Here is a 23,558-nt window from a genome sequence, read left to right as displayed (position 1 = left end):
ACTTTACTCCCACCACCCTTCTAAGGTATGTCCGGTTGCCTTTGTTCTCTGGTGACTATTGCATGGTCACCTCCGGACAGAGGCAGCGGACATCCGTTGCGCTGCATGGCCAAAGACTCCGTTTCCGACCATGCACTCCACTCATTTCCTACCCTATACCACACCCGTCCGGCATCTTGGGGCACAACGGCTGCGCTGATGTGCTCCGTATGCTGGCTGGGTGTGGACTACATAAGGAAAGGCAGAGCCTTGTGTTTGTTCTTGCGTTCATGCAGTTCTCTTTCTCCCACCGCCCCATCAAGGTACCGGCTGTATTCTTGCCCTCCTTACGGCACTTGTCAGTCTGCTCACAGGCTTACAGACAGGCAAGAACCGGGCAAGAAAGGCACACATACCCAATCCGCATCATGCTCCGATACGGAGCTAAGGCTATGCCTTAACAACCTTTATCTCCCACCTGATACACGCATTGAATAATATGAGTGCCTGGTACAGCCGCATTGCCTACCCGAAGCGAAGCACCGTAAACGGATCTTCGCCATGTAACAGACAGCTTGTGTCTGTTCCGGTGTTTATGCTGCACACCTTTTTCTTTGTCCATTCCTTCCCCTTGTCTTTATCCGGTCATCCTGCTTCCCTCTTTCTTGTCCATTACCCCATCTAAGAGCCTTTCTTTTTATACGGCAAAGGTATATGGGTGTTGTGGAAATGAAAGAGTTCCGGCTTCCAGCCTTTGCCCTGAAAAAAATAACGATGACGGCTTACGCTGCCCCAACATTTTTTTCGTTCAAAACTTTTCTAATTCCACTTTCCCAAACCTCGATAAGCCGTAAAAAAAAGGCTCAAACTCAGTTGGGGAATAAATCTCTAAAAAAAAAGTCAGCAGATTCAAAAGACAAGGGGAAGGAAACTTTCTGAAAAAAGGTCTAAATCTAGCTGAAGAATAATTCAAGTTTAACTAATTAAAGTTCAAGCGATATGATAACACTTACAAACGACATCTTGGCAAAGTTCAACGCCAACCCATTGTATTCTAAAGACGGACAAGGCAAAAAAGCCGAAGTCATTGCAGTATTCCACATGCCTTTTACTGAAGCCTGCTGGCTTATTACCGAGGCAAGTCAGGAAGGTGATGACTGGCTCATGTTTGGATATTGCCACATATTTGAGTGGGAGTTCGGATATGTCAGACTTTCAGAGATTAAGGAACTGAACATAAAAGGAATAACCGCCCAGATAGACAATACCTTGCCAAAAGGCTACACTATTGAGGACTGTCTTAAGAAGATACCATTTGCAGAGCATTAAGCTCTGCAAACTTCATCTGAAACAAACAAATCATCTATTTTAATAATAATAAATATTTACAGCTATGCCAAATTGGAACACTACAGACTATACACTTTACGGTAACAAGGAGAATATAAAGAGACTATATACAGACTTGAAAAAGACCGTAGATATTGACAGAACAAAGGAAAGCAAACCTTTTACATTCTTGGGTAACTCTTATTGGCTCGGGTACATTAAAAAAAGCCTTTTGCCAGATGTTGAAGAAGAATTGCCAGCCAGAGGTGAAATATCCTACATAGAAGAAGAGATAGAAGACCATGACAACGATATGGCTTCTTTGAAGTTGACTACTGAAACGGCTTGGGTTGCCTGTTCGGAACTGATGGACAAGATTGCAGAAAAATACGACCTTCAGCTTTTCTATTATTCGGAAGAGCCGGGTTGCGGAATCTTTGAAACTAATGACATAGAAGGTCAGTTCTACTCATTCCGTTATATGGTTGACAGTGAGAAAGAGGGTATCGAATACTATGATACATTTGAGCAGGTTGCAGAAGTTATAGCAAAAATGACCGGTATAAGGCTTAATAATATATCAGAAGCCGATGACAAACTTTCTGCCTTCAATAATGATGATACATTTCTAATAATTAATGAAATATCCGTTGTTTAATCCGCCTGGGGCTACCGCCCCAGGCTTAAACTTGAAATACTATGATGTACGAAACAAATTGTACCGAAATTACCATCACCCGATGGAAACAGCTCATGAGATATGCAAGACCATGTTCATACAGATTGCTTGTCAAAAGAATCAAGAAGGAAATTCCAAATCTATATAACTCCCTTGCACTTGATTTTCCTAATCCTTATGCATCTCAATGCAGAAGCACACCGACACATTATATTCTGGTGCATTCTGCTATAGAATACTTTATTAAGAAGTAGCATTATAGCACTCTTGAAAAGGAACTTAAAGGCTTGTTTTAAATTCGGATTTTGAACAAGCCTTCAATGTATTTGAACATACAATATTCTTCATTGGAATTATCGTTTTATTATTTTTCAGTGTTTCATCTTTATATATTTACTTCTTTATATCTTTTCTTCTTTTCTACTTTTTTCTTTCCTCCACCCACCCCATTACTAAGGTATAAGCTGGTTGTCTGTATGTTCAGCCCTGTCCAAGGCTTGCGCTTCGGACTGGGCAGAACATACAGACAGGCAAACGGTCAAGTCAGCCATGCCGATCCATCGCTTGCTTCCGGAACGTCATGCCTGACATATCCTCTGTATATTTGCCGCAGCTTCACGTTGTTTCTCCCACCGGAAAGAAAGCCCGTCATCACGGATGCCGGGACAGAGGAGTCTCGAAAGGGCATCTTTTAAGGTTGTGGCTGAAGCCTTTCCGTATTCAATTCTTCTTGGTCTTTCCGTCTTCCGCTACACCTGTAACTCCCCCTCCACCGGTGCTGCATAGCTCGGCTACCTTAATCCTTCAACGCACCTGTCTCCTGCCACTCTTTCGGGAAACAACGGTCATTGACTCTTATGCCCCCTTTTCCCTTACGTTGGTACTGCTGTTGCTCATTCATGCTGCCTCGACAGCCGGCCGGTCATGTACCGTACCTCCCCCAATTCATTATCGTAAGACTGCTTCGAAAAGCACGCTTGCTGTAAGTTCAAATCGGTCTGAGCATCATGCACTACACCGTTGCGAACCTCAATCTTTCCAAATGAATTTCCGGCGAAGTCAAATCATATTTCCTTGGTGCAAAGTTATGGAACAGCTTCCACTTTTTTCCGAAAGTGTCGGTGGACGATTCGCAAATACCGGCTCTGCCTATTTACGCCGGAATCTTCCTTTTTCTGATGCTCACAAAAAGAGTATTCAGGGAACAATTATCTGCTGCCATCTTATCCAATAAAAAATATAAGAATCTTCCTTTTTCTGCAGGCACAAAAAGAGTATTCGTACATTTTTTCATGGCTACCACAGAGTCTGTTCCTTATTGAAGCACCGTAAAAATGATTAATTAACTTCTAAAATTCATTCCATATGAAAAAGATTGAAAATACTTTCGCAGTGACTGGTTACGTAGCTAATGATGCTCAGGTGAATAATTTTGATACAGCAAGCGTTGCACGCTTCTCTATCGCAGTCAACAGAGCTGAAAAGAAGGGGGAGGAAACTACCTACACTTCAGCTTTCATGGCTATCGAGGCTTGGCGCAAGAATGAGGCGGCCACAGCATTTGACATCATCAAGAAGGGTGCACTTCTAACAGTCAAAGGGTATTTCAAACCCGAAGAGTGGACTGACAAGGAGACAGGCCAGAAGCGTAACAGAATTACAATGGTAGCCGTCGAGTTCTATCTCGCCCCTGACAAGGTGGAGGAAGAGAAACCGGCTAAGGCTTCCAACAAGACGAAAAGAACCAAGAAGGAAACTTCAAAATAGAAAAGAGTGGCTTCGGCCACCCTTTTTTTATGCCCTTTCGAGGATTATTCTTGCGTACACGCAGTTCTCTTACTCCCACCACCCCATTAAGGTATTCACTGTTCCTTGACCTTCACTTGCTCAAGCGCACTCAGGCGGCAGAACAGCTCATGCGGTTCTCTCTCTCACCCATCGCCATGACTCCAGGTTCGTTCCCTTCCTCATTGTAAACCCGTATGACACACCATCCCTGCTGCCTGGGGTACAACGGCTGCGCTGTTGCACTCCGTCATCTGGGATGGCGTGTCTTCTTTTGACTAAGGTAAGGCAAAGCCTTGGCATTACGACAGCTTGCAAAGCAGCCAACCCTCCACCCTGTTAAGGTTGTCGCTAAAGCTCCTTATCTACCCAGGATATAATCGGTATACCTCGTTTTTCGATTGTCTTTCATTGGTCTTTTCTGCTGTCCGCTTCCTCATTTGTCGGTGTTTCCCCATCTAAGAGCCTTTCTTTTTATACGGCAAAGGTATATGGGTGTTGTGGAAATGAAAGAGTTCCGGCTTCCAGCCTTTGCCCTGAAAAAAATAACGATGACGGCTTACGCTGCCCCAACATTTTTTTCGTTCAAAACTTTTCTAATTCCACTTTCCCAAACCTCGATAAGCCGTAAAAAAAAGGCTCAAACTCAGTTGGGGAATAAATCTCAAAAAAAAAAGTCAGCGGACAAAAGACCAAACCAAGACAAAGGTTTTCAAAAAAAGGTCTAAATCTAGCTGAAGAATAATTTAAGTTTTTAACCTTCTAAAGCATACGGATATGGCAGCAACATTCGGTAAATACCCAAGTTTGGACAAGCAGTGGAGAAAGATGATGTATTCTTTTTATCCATACCTTTCGACAAAGAACAGAAACGCAACTCAGGAGGAGTGGAAAATCCGCAGACTAATTTGGGACTTTAAAGACGGCAAGGCATTCTCTAATGTAGCTCATTTAGTTGCAAACAAGCTCATTCAGCTTTACGGAACGGAGACAAAAAACATTATCTTTGCTTGTGTTCCGGCATCAAGCGCAGAGAAGAACGAAAAGAGATACAAGAACTTTTCTTCTATGGTTTGCCAACTTTGCGGAATGTGTAACGCATACGACCATATCAAGGTAAAAGGTGAAAAATCAGCCGAGCATGATAATGTAGATAAAAACGACATCCACAACAAACAAGAAATCGAGTTCGACCAAGATTTTTTCAAAGGCAAAAAAGTAATAGTGTTTGACGATATTCTTACAAAGGGATTCGCTTACGCAATATTCGCCAACAAGATTGAGAAATTGGGTGCAGAAGTTTTGGGTGGTTTATTTATAGGTAAAACAGTTTATAAAACCAATTAAATGAAGGCAATAGAAACATATAAAACGATAAAAACAGGTCTCTTTCAGACGGAGACCCTGTTTTTATATAGTTATATAGCACATAACGGACTGAAGTACGATACAACGGGAGCCACCCTTGATATTTGCAGAAAATCGCGGGACAAATGGCTCAGCCATCTGTCCACCTCTTTCACTGGACACCGCCAAGTCATAGACTATAAGCAAACTTCTGATAGGGTGAAGGAAGCTATAAGATATTGTTATAAGAACGGCGCCAGGTTCTTTTATGCCGGTGGAGCAGTTGGCTTCGATACCATTGCAGCAGAAGCAGTCCTAAACCTTAAGACAGAATTTTGTGACATAGTTCTTATTGTTGTTGTGCCTTTTCCTGACCAAGACAAATATTTCAATACAGAGAACAAGAACAGGTATCTGAACATCCTTAAGCAGGCAGATGAAGTAGTGACCATATCCAAAGACTTTTCAAATATCGCCTACCTTAAACGTAACGACTACATGATTTCACACTCATGCCAGCTTATTGCTTATTGGGATGAAAAGTCTTTGGGTGGTACATCTTACACCGTGAGGAAGGCACGTGAAAAGAAATTGACCATCTACAACCTATTCAAGAAATAGGCTGTAGATGGATCTTCTACTTTTTCATGCAAAAAGTAGCAAAAAAAGTGCCCTTTGAGGCACTAATCCATTATCTTTGCACACATACAACTATCTAATAATCTTTAAATTAAGTATGCGTGAAAAGGAATTGCTTAAAATTGCACTACAAGGTGATTTCAATGTCATAAAGATAAGTAAGAATGAAGAAGGAATCTATATACTAAAACAAATGTGCGCTTGTCAAATACCAAGTTGGTGCATTATTGAAAAATCATCTAAATTCTCAGATATTGAATTCAGTATATCCATTATGCGCCATTCATCCAAGTATATTTTTAATGCGAGTGAACGGATTAAGGTGTCTGATCTCATAAACCTGAGCGAAGCCGGTTTCCAGGTAATACGAATATCACCATCAGATAAACTTGTGGTAAAAAAATTCAACCATCATACAAAATCATGGATTAAACTATCTTCTTTTCCGAAAGTATGCCTGAGAGAAAATTTCCTGTCGGAGAAATTATGCAACAGAGATACTATACTTATTGATTGACTATAATTAATGCTTAATTTGTCATGTAAAAAAAAGACCGCCTTTAATCGGCGGCCTTTTCTATAGTTGCTGCTTTCAGGTCATCATTCCAATCTTTCTTTTGTGGAAACTCAGTATTCTGAACCCGGTAAGCTGTATTTTTTAATTCCTCACTATCCATTTGCTCTACATCATGCTGCATACCTCTAAGGTTATTATCAAGCCATAGCGTGTACTTATAACCCTGCTTGTCATTATCGAATATAGTCCGTAGTGACTTCACTTCATTCTTACTGATAATGATACGAAGCAACTGCATTTGTCCTTCGGTAAGTGTACCTTCTGTAGATACATAAACAAGATTCAAACTTGTATTCTTGTGACACAGTTGATAGTGAGATATACAGTCTATGATAGACTCTCCGACATATAGTATATCAATAGGTCTGCTTTTATCGTGGTTGCTGAGAGCCAAGCAATCAAACTTACCTCCTAATATTCCTTTAAAAGATTCATTCCTTTGGGAGATAGCTTGAACACCCTTATCATTGTACATCTTTACACAGATGTTTCTGTATGTGGTATTTTTGTTCTTAACTTCCCTAATTAGAAAGACATCTTTAAAAACCGGACTATCTATACTTTCTTCTGATATACCGCGTTTTTGTAGATAATTACCCTTATAAGGTAAAAGCTGCTTGAGGTACATTGTCAGTTCGTCTGTACTCATGCTCGTGTTACCAACATCGTATCTGCTGTTTTCCGGAGTAATTATCTGGTTCGTATTTATGTAGTTTTGTAAGATTTCACCGACTTCTCTTAATGTCGGTTGCTTTCCGGTTGTCTCAAACAGATGTTCCTGCATCATGTCAAGAATTGTTCTGCCTCTTACATTGTCGCTGTGTACATCCCAATAGGTATATTGATTTTGTGCATTCCGCTTGATGACAATGGTATGTGTACCATTACTCATTTTAGGACAGCTGTTAGAAGAACCGGCCACAAATTTCCAACCCAGATTTAAGAGAAAATCAGGGAGGGAAATTTCTGTTTTTAGTCTGTTAAAATCAACTTTCATTATTGAATATCAGTGTTTTATATATTACAAAGATACTAAAAATTATCCAGCTTTACAACTTTATAGTTCTATAATAATCATGCAAAATTACAACTTATTGCGAAATTGTTGTAAACCTGAGTTCGCCTATTTTACCGGTACCAGTTTCCGGATTTATGCTTTTGCTTTCATCAAAAACAGTTTTCCCATCTTTGGTCACCTTCATTCTTACACTTGCTTTTTCGTTTGAATGTACCATGCCCTGTGCGGCAATTTCCTTAACCTTTCCTTCTGTTACATAACTTGCACTTGTCGTAAATTCATCATCTATTGACAGTGAAGAATCTCCAGTTTTCTCGTTCCTTATATTAACCTTGTCAAGATTTGTTATATGTGCGAATCCTTTTGCATTAGTTCCACTGACCTCAATTGTTATTCTATATACACCTGCTTCACTGCTTCCTGTTGTCGGATCATCATCCTTACTGCATGATACTGTTAATAAACTTACTGCTGCTAATAATGTTGCAAAAAACTTTTTCATGATAATTCAATTTATTAGTTAATTAAAATTTCTTTCTTGTCTCTGATTGTGTGTTGTATCAGGATTATTGCGTTTCTTGATTTTTTCTTCAACGCCTTTCAAAACCTCATTCACATCATTTATTATCTTAATATAATTCTGTTGCACGATTTCTTCAAGTATGTCCAGTTCGAGTTTTTCGTTACCTTCATCAAGTCTTACCGGGAGAGAGAAAGGTGGTATTTCTTTTTCCTCAAAACGACACATGTTCATTTGTGCATTGAAGAAAGGAGGCTGTCCGCCAGCTATCTTTCCGATAAAGTGTCCTGCTGACTGTCCGGCCACTTCACGGGCTTTCAGGACTTTCTCTTTCTGGAGGCTTTCTGTTCGGCTTCCTCCACCACTTTCCTGGTGAGAGTAACTTTCCTGGGCTTCCTTCTTTTCGCCGAACAGACTTTCAATATCTTTGGCTGTTTTCTCATTTCCTGTCATGCCGTAAGCCTGTGTTCCGCAGGAGGCTTTGAGAATATTGGCACTCTTTTCTCCATAGTCCCTAACTGCCTGATTGAAGTCCTGTACGGCCAGTATGGTGGAAACATTGTGTTTTCGTGCTGTACCGATAAATGTGTCTATACCTTGCAGAAGAATTGTAGGAAACTCGTCAACCATGAATACGCTTGTTGCCTTTCCCGGATTGTTCATTTGAGACATCAGCACACTGCCAATGCAGCTGATGGCCGGTGATACAGCTTCTTTAATAGTGGGCGCATTACCAACACACATTAAAGTAGGATGTTCCTTGTTTGTTATATCCAGTGAGAACTCTTCTTCAGGTAGCGGAGACAAAACCCAAAATATATATTTGTTGTTCAATAGAACAAGTGGTGTCTGTGCTGAAGAAACAGCTCCGGCTGTCTGCTGCTGAGCTCCCAATTTCCAAGCTGTTAACATGGCTGACATATTAAGTGCTATTTCCGGATCTTCAGATAGCCACTCAAAAACAAGGTTGCTGTCAGATAAGGCAAATGCTATAACATGTGGTAGGGTACAGATACCAAGGTCTTTTTCCTTGAAGCATTTATAAGCTATCGAATATACATAATTTATTGCATTGTTCGCCCAAAAGTCTGTTTTTTCTTTCCAGCTTGCTTCCAAATTCTTCATAAGTGTCACTATTATATTCCTTATGAATAAGGACTCATTACCCTTTGACATATACTTTGGTGATAGAACATTAACCCTGACGGTTCTCGACATGTCTATAAAGTTTATGTAGGCAAAATTAGGTACCTCCCTGCCCTGCTTCCTGAAGTATTCGATACTTCCGTAAGCTATTCTTGAAAGTATCGGTGAGTTTTCTTTTGTCGGATCACCCTCCCAGTCATAGATGAACCCGGCATAATTCCTTTCCGCACACTGATAAATCATTCCCTTTATCCAGCTTTCTGATTTACCTGAACCCGGACCTCCGTCAATATATATATTCTGCTGTGGCTTGTGGATGGTAAGTGGCCCATTTGCTGTCTCAAATCTGAAATAAAAGGGTGATTCCACATTACTCAGGCCGAATATACTTTCATCTGACTTGACATGTCTCCTGAAGAAGTAAGGCATTGTCTTGATGATTAACAATGTGTAGGCTACAAATATCACCGGGAATACGAATAGATTATACCAGTTTGACAACTCACTGAAACCAACCACAAGTATAGTGGCCGTCATTAAGGTCAGACTTGTGTAAAACCATTTTTTACTTTCATCATCAGGTTTCTTATATGGAAAAAGAAAAGCTAATCCGGCGATGAGTATCACATACAGGAAACGGAACATGATTCCCTTTACCAGCAGTTTTTCCCACATGGCCTGATTCCTGACCGGAACATACAAACCGTTTACTATAGCCCACTGGAATAATACAGCTATACCTATCAGAGTAGATAGCAGTATAAGGATGAATGACAGGTCTTTCTTTTCTTTTTCCATAGTTCAATCTTTATGCGTTAGTCTCGTCTTTCTTCTCACTCTTGCCGAGCAGTTCTACACGGCTTACGTTCATGGTTACAGACGGTATGCAGTTTCCGTCCTCTTTCTTGAATACATCAATAAATATATCTCCTGTCACATATACCTGAGTACCCTTTTTGATATATTCCATGATTTTTGTGTCAAAGTTTACAAAGCAAGTTATCCAAAGAGTCTTGTCTTCAGTGTCTCCAACTCCTTTAAACTTTGATGAAACAGGGAAATAAAATCCTTTACCACTCTTGTTTGAACGTGCGTCTGCACCTACATAACCGATTAATTGTCCTGTAAACATAATTCTTCGATTTAGGGGTTAAATATTCATTGTTATTTCAGCAGGCTTGACCATTTCCTTGCTCATTTCTGCTGTTTTGTTAGTTTCAAAATCTATTCCAAACACCTTGCTTACTGCCTCTTTCCCTTCATTGTTGCTTACATTGACATTTAGCCTGTCTATCATAAGCAACGAAGGGTTATAGCCGGCTTCTTTCAACTCTTTCAACTTATCTTCATCGCCCTGGCTTGCCGCCAGTAAGAATTTTTCATCATTGCTCAGTTTAGGTTCCATTCCGTAAACCTTCTCCTGTATCATCGCACTTGCCTTGGCCACATCGGAAAGAATGGTGTATATGAATTTCGGATCTTGACTCAATGCTGACAGCCAGCTCTTCAGATACATCGCATTCTCCTCCCTTATACAGGTTGATATACCCATGGTTTTACCGCATGAAGCAGAAGTTAGCTCTGCGATGAGTTCTTCCTTGGCGTATTTGGAATCTCCGAAAACCTCTCCTTTTTCTCTTTCCAGATGACCGACTTCACCGGTTGAATGTGCCATTTCATGCAGCAGTGTTGAATAAAAGGATTCCCCAGTATCAAACTGTCCCTTCAGCGGGACAATTATATGGCATCCTTCTCCACGCCTGTAATAAGCACTGTCGCTTTCTCTCGGATATATCGGACATATCCATTGCCTTTCTCTGATAAGTGCATCGAGCAACGGCATGGTGTACATGCCTTGTTCATCTTTCAGAGCCGGTGGAACAAACTGTGACTTCAGCTTTTCCCATTTCTCAGGTTGGACTTCCGGATAGTTGGTTTGAGAGACATTGAACACGTTATAGGTTTTCATATATGGTGTTACCTTATATTCCCTCTTTTCGTCCTCTGATAGATTCCGATAGTCTTCTATGCTTATCTTGTTCCCGTTCTTGTCCTTTACTGAAAAGTTCCAGTATATTACGGGGAACGATTTCTCTCCTTTTATAATTGAGGCTCCGGCTTCCTTAGCTTGCATGAATGTCATATACAATGGTGTGCTGTAACCCTTTTCTTCCGAAAGTAAGTACAGCATGAAGAGGTTTATCCCATTATATACTCTGCCTTCGATGTTCTGGGGTAAGCCCCCTCCACCTTCTGGAGAGAACCAGGGCTTTTTCCAGTCATGCTCAACCTCCTTGATTTTTTGAATCATGAGGTCTGCAAACTGTTTCAGTGCTTTGTCACCTGCTGAATCTTCTTTCATAACTGTTCGTATAAATGGTTATTCTCATATTCACATAGCCACTTGACGGCATTCTCATTATTGGGCCTCTCTCCTCTTGACTTCATGTCTTCAAGATATATTTCTGCCAAATCTTTCTGAGCGAGCAGAAACTCCAGGTCATCGATGATGCCTTCCTGTCTTTTCTGTACCAGTTCATTGTAGTCCATAATTGCATTTTTATAAGTCGTTGAACATCTTGTTTACAGTATTGGCAATAGGTCTGGCCATTTCTTTTGTATTGTCTGGCTTCGGACTGCTTGCCAACTTCACATCACCCAAAGTCTTGCCTTTGTTTTCAAGACCGAATATCTTCTGAACGGCGATGATGGTGTTTTCCTGTACGCCATTTTCTCGCATGGCTTTTATATCATTCTGTGTTATCTGATATCCGGTTTTTTGGATGTCCTGAATGACTCTGAAATTTCCTACTGAGGCTGCATCTAAAAGCTTGGCAGCCTGTTTTTGATGTTCGCTCAGTTCATCCGGCTTAACATGAAAAATCTTCTGAACTTCCTTCATTTCATTATCACTCAGATTCAGCTGTTTTCCTACACCTCTGATGTAATCTTCACTTGGCTTATAACCGTCCTCCCTGAGTTTGTCAATCGTTTCAAAGTCCCTTTTACCAACCGCTTCCTTAAACTCGCTGTCCATGTCTCGCCCTTTATCTGCCGATACCTTATTTTCTATGACGGGGTTTACAACTTCCAGTTTAGGTCTCATCTCCTTTATCAGTTCATGAGCCTTTCCTTCTGTAATACTCTGTATGTTTGAGAACTGAATGCCTTTTTTGTCATCTGTGAGAGATATGTCGGCAAGGATATATCCGTCCTTGCTGTGCATGAGTTTACTCTCTAACGTATGACCGTTGGCAAGCAGATATTTGTCTGCTTTGGTTAACTTATATCCGTCATATTCCTCGGTCTTGCCTATCACATTAGGTATCTTAATTTCTTTGCTTGATCTCACGATTACCGAATTCAAGTCCTTGTCAACCTGAAGCATAATTGTACCTCTTTTGGTATCTAAAGGAACAATATCACCGTGTAGAAGACGCTCTTTCTCCGTTTTGTTAAGCTTGTGTCCAAGCATCCTGTCCGGAATGGTTAGGGTTTCCTTACGGTAAAAGACGGAAATGCCGTTCTCACTCATACGCAGCTTCCCTTTCTTCTCACCTATATCCATCAGGTCTGACATTATACCCTTTTCCAGTTTTGTCCCTTTACCGTCAAGCAGATTGCCGGTGTTGTGTGCATATTCGTATAGTTCCTGGCCTGTATAGCATACTTTACGGTTATGGTCTATGATGGTGAAACCGTCTTTGTTCTCGCCCTTTATGTCATTCCACCGAATCACACTGATTCCTTTTTTTCTAAGTTCTTCGATGTATGAAGGCTCATTTGCCTTGTTCTTGTCAAAGAACGAACAAACCTTTTCTTTTGATTCCTCGGCTCGCTGTTCATTCCGGTTTTCTTTTGCTTTAGATCTGATTTCATCCAAAGATAATTGGATACTGTCATCCCCCTTGTGGAAAAGATAGCTTCCGTCATGATATTCTGTTTTATAGCCAAGAGTTTCCGATAAGGCTCTGAACTGCCCTATATTATTATAGGAATAGTTCTCATAAGCTTCTTTCAGTTTCATATCATTTTTCGAATAAAGGTTCTGCCCTGATAATATACTTGTTCTCAACAGCCAGTTTCATGTGGCGGCCACCACCCTTTTCATACAGTTCTATCTCAAAGATTTTGTTGTCCGGAATTGTAAACTTGTTAAATCCCAGAACAAGCCTGTTGGCGCTTTTGCCCTTTATCTTTGTTTCAAAATCCTTTGTATAAATGGGATCTATGGTTGTTTCCTGCTGTATGGCATTCTTGCTTTTCTTGATGTCTCTTTGAAAGCATTTGACAAATTCAATGTCATAGTCTATATATGACTTGTTTTTCAAATCAAAGATGAAAAACATAAAGTCTTCATGTACATATAGGTTGGACATTGACAGCTCAAACTTGTTTTTTACCTCGCCAACACTGTAGATGTTCCTTTTCTTTGTTCTCAGCTCCTGAAGGCATTTGTCCATCACCTCACTGTTCACATCGATGTGGGCAGTATATTCACGCTTGTCATCATAGTTGTAGGTGAAGACCGAAGTCTCATTTCTGCGGATGACAATGCTGTATGTATTCATGTTCTTGTCGATGACAAAAAGATTCGAATTTTCAACGGCATCTTTAGCTGTTGAAACCTTCAGCTGATTGTTGTAGCTCTGTAAAGCAAAGGACATTTCGTTACCTTGTGTGCCGTATATAATGTCTGAGGGGAAGAAAAACTCGGCCATGTGCATGTCACTGACATCCGCCTGATAATCGTTGTGTTCCCATTTACCGTTATCTTCATAGATGTTAGGGGAAGGATCGATAAGACCGTTTGCTATATATTTCACATGGTAAGTATAGACACTGCCGTCGATACAAACGACGGTTACATTTGTCTCTTTCTCAAAGTCTTCACTCTGTGCGCACAGTCTGACAACGTGGGGTGCTTCTTCAACCCTTTCTGCCGAAATGAGCTCTTTCTCTCCTACTTCAATATCGGACACTTGTACCGGGAATACCAGATGCTTCACAAAGTCAAATGATACGTAAATGTTCTTGGCTTTGATACTCTCCTGTTCGGGACTCTGTGCTTTTAAGCCGAATGCGGCCACACATAGAACAATTAAAATATAGATTCTTTTCATAACTTTCAATTATAAAATGCGGTGAATACTGTTATCGCCCATAACAAGACAATACAGGCGAAAAATGAAACCATAAGCGGTTTGATTTCCGTAAATTTCTTACCCTGCTTTCTTGATATATAGATTCTGTACCCGAAAAACAGGGTTGCTATAACAATTAGATAATTCAAGATATTCAAAATCATAGCTTGTCAATTAATGTTTCCAAAGGATGTGGCTGATTATTTTTGTTCTCTTCAAGCTCAGCATATAGTCTCTGCAATTCTTCCTGAACAGCTTTCCGTTTCAGCTTTGATTCTTTTGTCTCTTCCTGTATATACATCTGATAATTGCTCTTCAGATGTACCTTGACTTGCGAAAGTTTCATATTCAATATCTGTTTTGCTATCTGAGTCGTAGCATTTACTGCACTGGTTATCTCGCTGGTCATTGTTCCGATAGAGGCAAGAGGCATATCTATATTCTGGACAAGTCCCTGCTGCATACGTTTGGCTGCCTGAGCCTTCATGTTGTTTGGTAGGTTCAGCCCTTCCATAGCGTCATTGTCGAAGATGACAAAGGAAACAGGACTGATCGTATTTCCTACCTTCAGGTTGTTTACCACTACCTCCAGCCGGTTTGCTCCTAATGTCGCCACACCGTAAAAGAGTGTGTTAGCCGGTATTTTCATGCCACAGACAACGGCATCTTCCAGCATACGCATTCTTACTGTACTGCCGGTAACGACTGTCTGGTCTCCATGTATGCAGGCCTTGAATAAGGTGTTGCTGCTTGGCATACTTGCCTGTTGCCTCCTTGTCCTTTTGCCATTCTCGGCTATATATATAGGCTGGTTGCTTACAAGGCTGTCCATTGCACTGCCTGGTTTGGGCTTAGTGGGATTTTCGGCTTTTTTCTTTTCCTTATCATAACCTATAATCCTTTTATAGATCTTTTGTCTATAGACATTGTTCTGCTCCAGTTCCTTTCGGATTTCAGCATTTTTCCTTGCTTCCCTTATAATCTCCTTCAACTCTTCTTCATCCTCAATGCTCGCAAGCTGCTTTTCCAGCTGTTCCGAGAGGTGGCTGTCGCTGCTGCCATATTCACCCATTACATCAGAGTATGGATCTCTTCTCATTTTCCGTATTTTCTCCAGTGTTGCCTGGTCATATTTTTCATTTCTGTTCTGAAGGTCGAAGTAGAAATCCGAACCTCTTACCTGTGATTCATCCATGATTCTTTGTTTCTCCTTCTCTTCTCTTTCATCCTGTTTATAGGCTTCAATTTTATTGAGAGCTTTGTCCTTTGCTTCCGAATCCGGCTCCAGCAATACACTTTGCCTTTCTTTTTCATTTTCCGCAACTTCCTTTGATGATGTGTCGTGAACAAAAAACACGTAGAGAAATAGACCACCTAATACGATGGGTATAATCATCAGAAGCTTGTTTTTGTCTTTTAAAAAATTATTAGTTTTCATGTTCGTCAGATTTTTCTGGTTGGGTATTATTATATACTTCCTGGTTGTCTTCAATTGGTGCCGAATAATGCACGATCCAGTCCTCTATCTTGGCTCCGTGTGCATTTTCCTCACTTCTTGATACATCGTAGATGGAGAACTCTGCTTCTACCTTTCTTGAAATCTTTCCTCTGGCCCTATATCCCGTCTGTGTGAAAAGTATTTTCCCTGTTACAGGGATAGTTCCCATATCAATGACTATTTCGTCAATTGATACTCCGTATCTGATGTTCTTCTGTACCAGTGAATTGAGCATATTCACATCATTGTATTCGTTCAACAGCTCTTTCCCCTTGTTCCCAATGAGATTCAGGGCACTTGTGATATTTTTCTCATAGGTATTTTCGTCAAAGGCATACCATTTTCCGACAAAGGTCTTGACATGATTGATGTATTCGAACCTTCTCATATTTGATGCTGGCATACCACTTGCCTCATATACTTCCCCATTCTTGTCTATGACCAATGCCTGGCTGTAAGCTTTTTCCAGCTTCATCGTCTGATAGATGATGCATGTAATAAAAGCTATCGTAAGAACGACACAGTAGCCTATCGAAAGTCTTATAGTCATCTTTACGGCATTGTCTACACCTTTAAATTTCATCAAGTCCATATCTGCTATTTTTTATCATCGATTATACTTTCTCCAATTGATGCCGCAGCTCCTACATTTGTTGCTTTGGCTGCTGCTCCAGCTCCACCAAGCAGGGCTATGGTGGCTGCTGTCGTTGCTATCGACATAACCTTTGAGATAACCTTGCCGGCATCACTGTGTCCGACAATCTTTGACGACAGCCAGAAACAGCTGCAATATGCGCCGATTAGAGCCAGATCCATGCCCAGATATTGCAACTGTTGTGTTGCCATATCAACCATGTCGGCCGGTGATTCGCATAATGCTTTTAATGTCTGCCACATAATCTGATTGAGTATGTTTATCACAGTGAACACCATACAGGATGAACAGAGAGTACCGAACCAGATGGATAGCTGTTTCTGAAATACCGGAAGCATACTGAACGCGAAGACAAACGGGCCGAGTATAACCAGTATCTTTACAATAACTACACCTAAACCCAGGATTATGATTTGTATGATACCTACAACCAAGGCTGCCGCAGCGTGTAATACAAGTGCTACAAGGTTTGCCGGATTAAGGATATTGACAAGTTTCTCTATACTGGCTCTTAATCCTGTTGTCTCATCCTCTTCCGCTTTTTTATCAAGCTCATGCTGCATGGCTCCTGTTGTGTCCTCTCCGGCTGCTACTTCCGCTTCAAGTGAATTGGTCTCATATTCTGCTATCATTTCACCCTGCTCGTTGCTTGCCTTGGCCATAAATTGGGCAAATTCATTGGCTCTTTCTGAAGATAGCGATGTAGCTTCGTTTATGACTTCCATTGTTCCTACAATGGTCTGTGCGATTGGCTTATACATTGTCAGACAGAAAAACAGTACCAGACAGCGGCCGATTTCCATCATGTCCGGAAACTTGTCTTCATTTGATGTCAACAACTGACTGGCTCCGTGATACAGATAATTATAAGCCAGATTGCATATAAAACAGATGACTGCAACTCCAAATGCTATAACTGTCATCTTTGAAACTAATTCCATAGTGAGGCCGTCTGTTATTTGGAGTCCCCACAAAAAATTGTCCTGGTTCATAGGCTTAGTTGGTATATCTTGTATAGGCTGAAAGGCGACCTTGATAATAGGTCTTCCGGTTGTGTCCTTTCATCGATTTATAAATGACTGTACTTCTGACTGTTTCGTTAAACTCTCTCATTTCATCTGCGGCCTTTTCAACAGACTCCTTTACCTGTTCGATAAAGGAGATTCTTCCTTCTGAGTTCATCGAGAAATAACTTGTTACCGTTGCTACCTTCATCAGGAGGTCGGTACTGACGCTGAGATTGACTGTTACTCTTTGAAAATTAAGAAACTTCAAACAGTGGTAGTTGGAACCTACATTCATATAAAAGCTGTAGTCCTGACTCAGACAGGCAACGTCATCCAACAGATCAGCAAGCTCTTTCAGAGATTTCAGTTCCTTCATTCTGTCTATGTTCTGTAAACCCTCCCTTAATTTCTGGGCTGCTTCCATCTCCTTTATCTGCTCTATCCATTTCTTTACGTTGGTGTACCACTCTGTTGAATTAAGGAAGGTATGTCCCGGATCATGCACAACCCACTGGGCATCTGCCTTCCCTGCACCTATAAACAGCATGGCTGTCGTGATTATGATTATTCCAAATAATTTCTTCATAAGCTTAAATGATAAATGTGATAGTAAATATTACGCATACTACCCAAGCTATCAGGTATGTACGTGCATTTTGCTTTTTTGTGGCCAAAGCCCAAACCACAAAGATGAGGGCTATGCCTAATAATGCTGCTGCTATACTGGGTGCTACACTGTTCATGCTCGTGTTCATGTCAGTGCTGTAGTTTAACAACTCCGTTAATCCTGCTGTTGCATCATCCATATTGCTTTCTCCTTTCTTCCAGATATAAGTTTATGGCCGTATAGGTCGAGCCTGTTTCTTTGAATAATTGCTTAATCCTGACTACGGTTGATTGTTTTGAGTCAAATGCTACCGCTGCAAAATCTGATACCTCATTTCTGAAAATGAATGCATCATTGGACATCTTGATGAAGAACTCCCTCCAGCGGTCTGTCCTTTGCAATGACTCTATCATATAGATTTCTTCGTCATTGATGGACAAGACAGACTGGATTTCCGGCAGGTTCTGGCGGTGCTCCGAGTGATCCAGGATTATCTTTGTAGCACAGTTGATGATAATTGAATCCTTTATTCCTGAAGGCATGTTCTTCAGGAAAAGGATATTCTGTGCTGCCAGAGTGATGCTTCCCTCTTTCTTTCTGAATGTACGGTACAGATAGGCTATGAAGTCTCCGAACTTTTCATCCTGAAGGAAATCCAAGGCTTCATCGATAATCAGTTCCTTCATCATACCCTGTCGTTTCTTAATCTTATCGACAATCATCTGAAGGGTAATGATGGCCACTAGCGGAAAGTATTCCTTCTTTGACGCATCTTCCATGTCAAATGCGATGAGCTTGTCATGGACAATATCCACGTTTTCCTTTGCGTTGAGCAGGAAACTGAGTTCACCGTCTGTATATGGTTCCAGCAGAAGAATAAGCTCTTCAATCTCGAATTTCTGCTTTTCAAAATCACTCATTGTGTTTTTGAAAACTTCCTGAAGATATTTTCTATATGCTTTCATATCAGGAAAGATTCTTTCATTATTCTGACCTACTGAAGAATTGTTTACATAGTCATAAAAGCCGATGATGGATTTTCTAAGAATCGCCGTCTCAGCCGGCATCATCTGTTCCCTGGCCTTCCAGATATAGCTTATTATGGCTACGATAGTCTTTATCTGGTCATCCGCTGATTCTGCGTCCGTTGTGTCGATATAGAGATACTTACCGTTCTTGTCACGGTCACATAGAAATGGATTGAAGGCAAATTTCTTCTGTTCTGTAGAATCAAAATATTTCCCTCCATTCAATGCTATCATAGAACGGTATGAACCACCGATGTCGATGATCATGATGTCTCTACCCAGCTCATAGCTTTGCAGAATGTAATTGTTAAGCCAGAAAGATTTTCCGGAACCTGACGGCCCGATAACTATCCTGTTCTTGTTATTCAATGTCGGATAATCCCAAAGATTTATCTTGACCGGTGTTCCGAAACGGTCATTGTATATGTGCCCTTTCGTATCTGAAACATACATACCTTCTTTTTGCAGATAGCAGATTGCCTGTTTGGTTGTATTGATGAAACCTCTGTAATTTGCCCTGGCGTTACCGGGTATGTTCGTAAAAAACAGATTACACAACTCTGCGTTTTCAACATAACAGCTGCTTTGGTTCATGAAGGAGAATCCTTGCTGTACAAGGGCTATCTTACGCATCAGTGAAGTCTTGTCCGTATCATTAAGAATGACATTGAACGAAGTGTAAGCGGTCTGATAGTCAAATTTCGTAATCTCTTCACAGAACAATCTTTGTTCCTTCTGCTTCTCTGCTGCAGGGGGATAAAAGTTGGTGATGTAGTTCAAGGCATCCTTCTCTGCTCCTATTGCTGTTACTGTCGCATCAGGATCTGTAATCTCGATGACCACATTGACGATATGATTAAAAGGCAATCCGAGACCTACGGGGTATAACATCGAGCACTTGCTCTTGATACTGTCCGGTATTTCAATGTTTCCACCGTATGAACGTGCTTTACCGGTGTGAGGAACGGAGAGTTCATGCAGATGCTCCCCCTCGATTGTCAGTGATAACATCGATACATACTGCTGGCCGATTTTCATTTCACCGTTCTGTGTGATGGCCATCGGATTCACAACCTTTTCCGTTGCATCTTCTACAGGTGTATCATAAGATAGATTGATGTAATCATAAACAGCATTGTTCAACTCTTTGCTGTTCATTTTCCTGATTTCGAATTGCTGGATAGATGCCAGACCATTCTCAAAATTAAGAAGCGATGCTTCCATCTCTGTCATTCGTCTCTCATAATCCCTATATGGCTGCTTAAACGGGTAATGTAATCTTCTTAACAGTGATGTGTTGGTCGCACTTTTTCTTATCTTGCCGTTCTTTTTCCCATTGGTAAATGTAAGATACAGATTAGTATAACTGTTCAGAATCTCCTTGCCGTCAAAATGCCGGTTGTTCTCTGCTATCAGAGCATTGTTTGAATATTCCTGATTGTTATACTCTCCGGTATAATAAAAAATCTGCTGATGTATGACAGTTCCGGCCGGAAGCATCTTCAAGAGAGCTTCAAGTCTCTCATGGATATATTCTGCTTCTTTTTCCGAAAGTGTGAACACTTCAGGAAGAAGCATTCTGTACCCTACTGTGATGTCACCGTTCCCATTGATGATTGCATCCTGGGTGATGGTCTGTATAGGCAATATGTCTGCCAGATCTGTGGCCTTGTCTGTTACTTGCACTTCTTCATTGCGCATATACAATATTGCAATGAGAAGAGCCAACAAACAAATGACAACGGCTGTTAGGATGATAAGTGTGACCATTGGCTGTTCAGTTTAGAATGAAATTGAAAATCTTTTTTTTATCTACTATTTTTCTGGGAGTTGCGCTCCGTACACTCAAACCTGTGAGAAAATCCGGATTCCCAGCCTTATGTTCCTTTTTCAAGGTGTTGAACAGTAGCCCTGACAGAAATACTATTCCGCTGAGTAGAAGCGTTATGACCAGCGGATGCAGCTGCTTGAATATGCAGACGATAATCGTGATGGCTACTATAAGCATGAATATTCCGAATTGCCCGGATGACAAGCCGAAAAACTTGATAGGCTTGTTTATTTTCCTCATGGTTCTCATGGCTCAGATAATCAGGAAGGCAACCATAATCACTACAACTGCAATGATCCATCCTAACAGGTATTCTTTGGCATGTGGATTATTTGTTGCAAGAGAATAAATCACGAACACCAGTGCGATACCCAAAACGGCTGCGAGAATGTATTTTGCGACATCAAGGATTGTGTCAGCACCTTCCTTGGCTGTGTCCGTTACTTCCGAAAGACTGCTTATCTTAAGGCCGCTCTGTGCTTCTAATTCAATCGGAGCTGCCACCATGAACAGAAACATAAGACCTACTGCCCACCTGCTTACACTGTTGTTTACGTTCTCAAATCTCTTTCTTAATTGCTTTAGTACTTCCATAATTCTTCAATTTTAAAGTTTATACTTGTATTGTTTTAATTAAATTCCATTGTACATCTTCAAACCTTACGAACTTTTCCATTTCAGTGTCTTCCGTTTTTTCTTTTGTTTCTTCCGGCTTTTTCCCACTGTAATAGTAAGTTCTCCCATCTAAGAACATGTCCGCTATTTCCTTGGCAAGGTCATCTTCCTCGGTGTTCTCAACTTGAAAGATTACCCTGATGACCGGCGCTTTTTCCTGTATATTTTCCCTTTTGTCTTTCTCTACTCTAGGTACTTGTTTCTTTTCATTACTTCGCCCGTCTTTCGGGACTTTTCTTTTAGTCAGAAAATGATAGATACCAAGAGAGATGACAATAAGTATAATAACATCTGCTATGCTCATATCAACGACCATATTAATAGCCAGACAACCAACGCTATTACATAGGTAATAATAGCTTCCTTTGTTTTTTCATGATTGGTTATCAGCTTTTTAAGTACAGATAATCCTGCACAAATAAAGCCAATACCAACCAGCATTGCACCTACTTCACGGTACAACGATATCAGGCCGGATACATCTGTACTGGCTTGCAATAAGACAATAAGTAACATGATTTTTATTTATAAAGGAGAATCTTCAATCCCGCATTCCATACGGTGTTCCAGTTCTTTACAGACAACGGACTCCACATTTCTTTTATTCCGACGGTGAATGCGAGCTTTGGCAATATGAAAAGTTCTATTTCGGTCCCTATTTCCGGACCAACGATAAATTGATACTCTTTTGATGGATGTCTGGTATATTCTGTGCCCAGAAAACATCCTACACCTATATTCCAGTAGATTGATTTAAGGTTACTGGCTATTGTTCGGTTATAACTGCCGTTTACAAACCAGTTCCGGGCTGTTTCTTTCCTTTGCTGGTTCTGCATTACCGGCATTATGCCTAAAGGCTGGGTTGCTTCAGTATTGACTGAATAATCGAAACTCTTTTCAAAATAATTCAATCCGGCTTTCCAGTAGGACGTTCTGTCAATGTATTTTGAGAATGATATATTTGCCATGTTATCAGCTTTTCCGAATATATTGGTACCATAACTACCTTCTAAAGCTGAAATCCTCTTGTAGTGTCTCTGTGCTTTAATCACACTGCCTCCAGTAAACAGGAGGAGAATCAGTATTACGATTTTCATGTTGCTGTACATAGTGCTTTCTATTTTTAAAGTTAATATTATCCAGTTTATTATTTTTATGTTTTATCATATCCTAATTTAGTAATTGTATCAAGTCCTGCTCATTGTGTCAGGAAATTCAATTGATTCTGTCCAAACATATAGATAATATGCAAAACTGCAAATAAAAAGATATTTTAATTTCAGCGACATGCTGTTTTATTAATCTAGTTTCATTTTTTGTTATGATGTAAAACATATAATTACAAGCACAAAAAAAAGACAGGATACTAGTTGTGTAAAAGTATCCTGTCCTTTTATAAGCTATCTGAAGATCTTTTTTCTGGCTTTACTGAGAGCCTGTGGTGTTATTCCGATGTACCTTGCTATTTCCTTTAACGGAACATTTTTAAAAAGCCATTTTTCTTTATTTAATACCTTTTCATATCTTTGGTCGGCAGTCATGCAGTGTATTCCTTCTTCTCTTTCTATTCTGTGCATAAGAGATTTTTCAAGGTGAAAAATAGCCAGCTTACAGAAATTGAAAGATTCTCCGAACATCTCATAAGCTTTGTGCTTTTTCATTCGCCACACCTTACAGTTTGTATTGGCTTTGATACTGTAACAGGCTTTGTGCTCCGGATTATGCAGGAAAAAAGGGTTTATGAATGCCCTGTCATCTATAAATCGTGTATTAACAAAGCCACCCTTAGAGTCAGGGAAGCAGATGTTCAGGATTCCTTCTTCCAAATAGTAGAAATGCTCAACCAATTCATCTTTGGTAATCAGATAATGTCCCTTTTTCAAATGAAAAGGTTCAAAATTTTCCTCAAAATAGATTTTTTCTTCTTGCGTAAAACGGATGTGTTCTTGAAGTTCCATCTTCTCGATGGTTTCTTCAATGAGTTTAGTTATTTGTCTAGGTGCCATAAATATATATAAAGGCACGGTTCCGCCGTGCCAAACGAGGGAGTGGTGTCGCCCTTATAAAGCACTGCTTCCCCGCGCCGTATTATTC

At 40.5% G+C, this 23,558-nt stretch carries 27 protein-coding genes; 9 read left to right on the top strand and 18 right to left on the bottom strand.

Translation table 11 applies throughout. The annotated features are described in order from the left end of the window. Window positions 1-27 precede the first annotated feature (27 nt). The 9 genes from CLIN57ABFB40_RS19800 to CLIN57ABFB40_RS19760 all read left to right on the top strand — a co-directional run bounded on the left by CLIN57ABFB40_RS19800 (window position 28) and on the right by CLIN57ABFB40_RS19760 (window position 5,740). Window positions 28-477, top strand: a complete 450-nt coding sequence (locus CLIN57ABFB40_RS19800; RefSeq protein WP_175631609.1) for a hypothetical protein — start codon at window positions 28-30, stop codon at window positions 475-477. Between the two features lie 216 nt (window positions 478-693). After that, on the top strand, window positions 694-918 hold the full coding sequence (locus tag CLIN57ABFB40_RS19795) for a hypothetical protein (RefSeq protein ID WP_175631608.1): 225 nt from the start codon (window positions 694-696) through the stop codon (window positions 916-918). Between the two features lie 60 nt (window positions 919-978). Further along, a complete protein-coding gene (locus tag CLIN57ABFB40_RS19790) occupies window positions 979-1,308 on the top strand; it encodes a DUF2958 domain-containing protein (protein ID WP_175631607.1) in 330 nt (109 codons plus the stop codon). Window positions 1,309-1,372: 64 nt separating this feature from the next. Then, the gene (locus CLIN57ABFB40_RS19785) at window positions 1,373-1,966 is read left to right on the top strand and encodes a hypothetical protein (protein ID WP_175631606.1); all 594 of its coding nucleotides are present in this window, start codon (window positions 1,373-1,375) and stop codon (window positions 1,964-1,966) included. A 497-nt stretch (window positions 1,967-2,463) separates the two neighbouring features. Then, complete coding sequence (locus CLIN57ABFB40_RS19780; protein WP_175631605.1) at window positions 2,464-2,682, top strand: hypothetical protein; 219 nt, start codon at window positions 2,464-2,466, stop codon at window positions 2,680-2,682. Window positions 2,683-3,352: 670 nt separating this feature from the next. Beyond that, on the top strand, window positions 3,353-3,754 hold the full coding sequence (locus CLIN57ABFB40_RS19775; protein WP_175631604.1) for a single-stranded DNA-binding protein: 402 nt from the start codon (window positions 3,353-3,355) through the stop codon (window positions 3,752-3,754). Between the two features lie 509 nt (window positions 3,755-4,263). Beyond that, on the top strand, window positions 4,264-4,500 hold the full coding sequence (locus CLIN57ABFB40_RS19770; RefSeq protein ID WP_175631603.1) for a hypothetical protein: 237 nt from the start codon (window positions 4,264-4,266) through the stop codon (window positions 4,498-4,500). 49 nt (window positions 4,501-4,549) lie between these two features. Then, entirely contained in the window at window positions 4,550-5,119 is a 570-nt protein-coding gene (locus CLIN57ABFB40_RS19765) for a ribose-phosphate pyrophosphokinase (RefSeq protein ID WP_149917520.1), read from the top strand. After that, complete coding sequence (locus CLIN57ABFB40_RS19760) at window positions 5,120-5,740, top strand: SLOG family protein (RefSeq protein ID WP_175631602.1); 621 nt, start codon at window positions 5,120-5,122, stop codon at window positions 5,738-5,740. It abuts the gene before it with no gap. A gap of 578 nt (window positions 5,741-6,318) precedes the next feature. Here the strand turns inward: CLIN57ABFB40_RS19760 and CLIN57ABFB40_RS19755 are convergent. The 18 genes from CLIN57ABFB40_RS19755 to CLIN57ABFB40_RS19670 all read right to left on the bottom strand — a co-directional run bounded on the left by CLIN57ABFB40_RS19755 (window position 6,319) and on the right by CLIN57ABFB40_RS19670 (window position 23,422). Next, the gene (locus CLIN57ABFB40_RS19755; RefSeq protein ID WP_149917518.1) at window positions 6,319-7,332 is read right to left on the bottom strand and encodes a toprim domain-containing protein; all 1,014 of its coding nucleotides are present in this window, start codon (window positions 7,330-7,332) and stop codon (window positions 6,319-6,321) included. Window positions 7,333-7,426: 94 nt separating this feature from the next. Next, entirely contained in the window at window positions 7,427-7,855 is a 429-nt protein-coding gene (locus CLIN57ABFB40_RS19750; RefSeq protein WP_175631601.1) for a beta-barrel fold lipoprotein, read from the bottom strand. An 18-nt stretch (window positions 7,856-7,873) separates the two neighbouring features. Continuing rightward, on the bottom strand, window positions 7,874-9,817 hold the full coding sequence (locus tag CLIN57ABFB40_RS19745) for a type IV secretory system conjugative DNA transfer family protein (RefSeq protein ID WP_175631600.1): 1,944 nt from the start codon (window positions 9,815-9,817) through the stop codon (window positions 7,874-7,876). A gap of 10 nt (window positions 9,818-9,827) precedes the next feature. Beyond that, entirely contained in the window at window positions 9,828-10,151 is a 324-nt protein-coding gene (locus CLIN57ABFB40_RS19740) for a single-stranded DNA-binding protein (RefSeq protein ID WP_175631599.1), read from the bottom strand. Window positions 10,152-10,169: 18 nt separating this feature from the next. Next, the gene (locus CLIN57ABFB40_RS19735; protein WP_149917514.1) at window positions 10,170-11,381 is read right to left on the bottom strand and encodes an ArdC family protein; all 1,212 of its coding nucleotides are present in this window, start codon (window positions 11,379-11,381) and stop codon (window positions 10,170-10,172) included. Beyond that, the gene (locus tag CLIN57ABFB40_RS19730; protein WP_087209000.1) at window positions 11,378-11,569 is read right to left on the bottom strand and encodes a hypothetical protein; all 192 of its coding nucleotides are present in this window, start codon (window positions 11,567-11,569) and stop codon (window positions 11,378-11,380) included. The genes CLIN57ABFB40_RS19735 and CLIN57ABFB40_RS19730 overlap by 4 nt, the downstream gene beginning before the upstream one ends. Before the next feature lie 10 nt (window positions 11,570-11,579). Then, window positions 11,580-13,046: a DUF3945 domain-containing protein gene (locus CLIN57ABFB40_RS19725; RefSeq protein WP_175631598.1), complete on the bottom strand. Its 1,467-nt coding sequence runs from the start codon at window positions 13,044-13,046 to the stop codon at window positions 11,580-11,582. 1 nt (window position 13,047) lies between these two features. Next, complete coding sequence (locus tag CLIN57ABFB40_RS19720; RefSeq protein WP_175631597.1) at window positions 13,048-14,142, bottom strand: DUF4138 domain-containing protein; 1,095 nt, start codon at window positions 14,140-14,142, stop codon at window positions 13,048-13,050. Between the two features lie 181 nt (window positions 14,143-14,323). Next, a complete protein-coding gene (traM, locus tag CLIN57ABFB40_RS19715) occupies window positions 14,324-15,601 on the bottom strand; it encodes a conjugative transposon protein TraM (RefSeq protein WP_175631596.1) in 1,278 nt (425 codons plus the stop codon). Further along, on the bottom strand, window positions 15,591-16,253 hold the full coding sequence (locus CLIN57ABFB40_RS19710) for a hypothetical protein (protein ID WP_175631595.1): 663 nt from the start codon (window positions 16,251-16,253) through the stop codon (window positions 15,591-15,593). The genes traM and CLIN57ABFB40_RS19710 overlap by 11 nt, the downstream gene beginning before the upstream one ends. A gap of 5 nt (window positions 16,254-16,258) precedes the next feature. Next, on the bottom strand, window positions 16,259-17,308 hold the full coding sequence (locus CLIN57ABFB40_RS19705) for a hypothetical protein (RefSeq protein ID WP_087209016.1): 1,050 nt from the start codon (window positions 17,306-17,308) through the stop codon (window positions 16,259-16,261). 4 nt (window positions 17,309-17,312) lie between these two features. After that, complete coding sequence (locus CLIN57ABFB40_RS19700) at window positions 17,313-17,909, bottom strand: hypothetical protein (protein WP_087209021.1); 597 nt, start codon at window positions 17,907-17,909, stop codon at window positions 17,313-17,315. Between the two features lie 212 nt (window positions 17,910-18,121). Further along, window positions 18,122-20,728: a TraG family conjugative transposon ATPase gene (locus CLIN57ABFB40_RS19695; protein WP_175631594.1), complete on the bottom strand. Its 2,607-nt coding sequence runs from the start codon at window positions 20,726-20,728 to the stop codon at window positions 18,122-18,124. Window positions 20,729-21,041: 313 nt separating this feature from the next. Next, window positions 21,042-21,383 (bottom strand): hypothetical protein, encoded by a 342-nt coding sequence (locus CLIN57ABFB40_RS19690; protein ID WP_117893505.1) that lies wholly within the window; start codon window positions 21,381-21,383, stop codon window positions 21,042-21,044. Between the two features lie 19 nt (window positions 21,384-21,402). Next, window positions 21,403-21,768, bottom strand: coding sequence for a hypothetical protein (locus CLIN57ABFB40_RS19685; RefSeq protein ID WP_175631593.1), 366 nt, complete (start codon window positions 21,766-21,768; stop codon window positions 21,403-21,405). Next, window positions 21,765-21,980 carry a hypothetical protein gene (locus CLIN57ABFB40_RS19680; protein WP_175631592.1) on the bottom strand — a complete coding sequence of 72 codons (216 nt, stop codon included), beginning with the start codon at window positions 21,978-21,980 and terminating at the stop codon, window positions 21,765-21,767. Before CLIN57ABFB40_RS19680 ends, CLIN57ABFB40_RS19685 begins: the two co-directional genes overlap by 4 nt. Before the next feature lie 5 nt (window positions 21,981-21,985). Continuing rightward, window positions 21,986-22,561 carry a hypothetical protein gene (locus CLIN57ABFB40_RS19675; RefSeq protein ID WP_175631591.1) on the bottom strand — a complete coding sequence of 192 codons (576 nt, stop codon included), beginning with the start codon at window positions 22,559-22,561 and terminating at the stop codon, window positions 21,986-21,988. A gap of 303 nt (window positions 22,562-22,864) precedes the next feature. Next, window positions 22,865-23,422 (bottom strand): Crp/Fnr family transcriptional regulator, encoded by a 558-nt coding sequence (locus CLIN57ABFB40_RS19670; RefSeq protein ID WP_175631590.1) that lies wholly within the window; start codon window positions 23,420-23,422, stop codon window positions 22,865-22,867. Between the last annotated feature and the right edge of the window lie 136 nt (window positions 23,423-23,558).

Source organism: Bacteroides acidifaciens (genome assembly GCF_903181435.1).
Lineage (GTDB): Bacteria > Bacteroidota > Bacteroidia > Bacteroidales > Bacteroidaceae > Bacteroides.
Note: the sequence above shows the minus strand (reverse complement) of the source record. Positions and strands in the feature narration are given on the sequence as shown.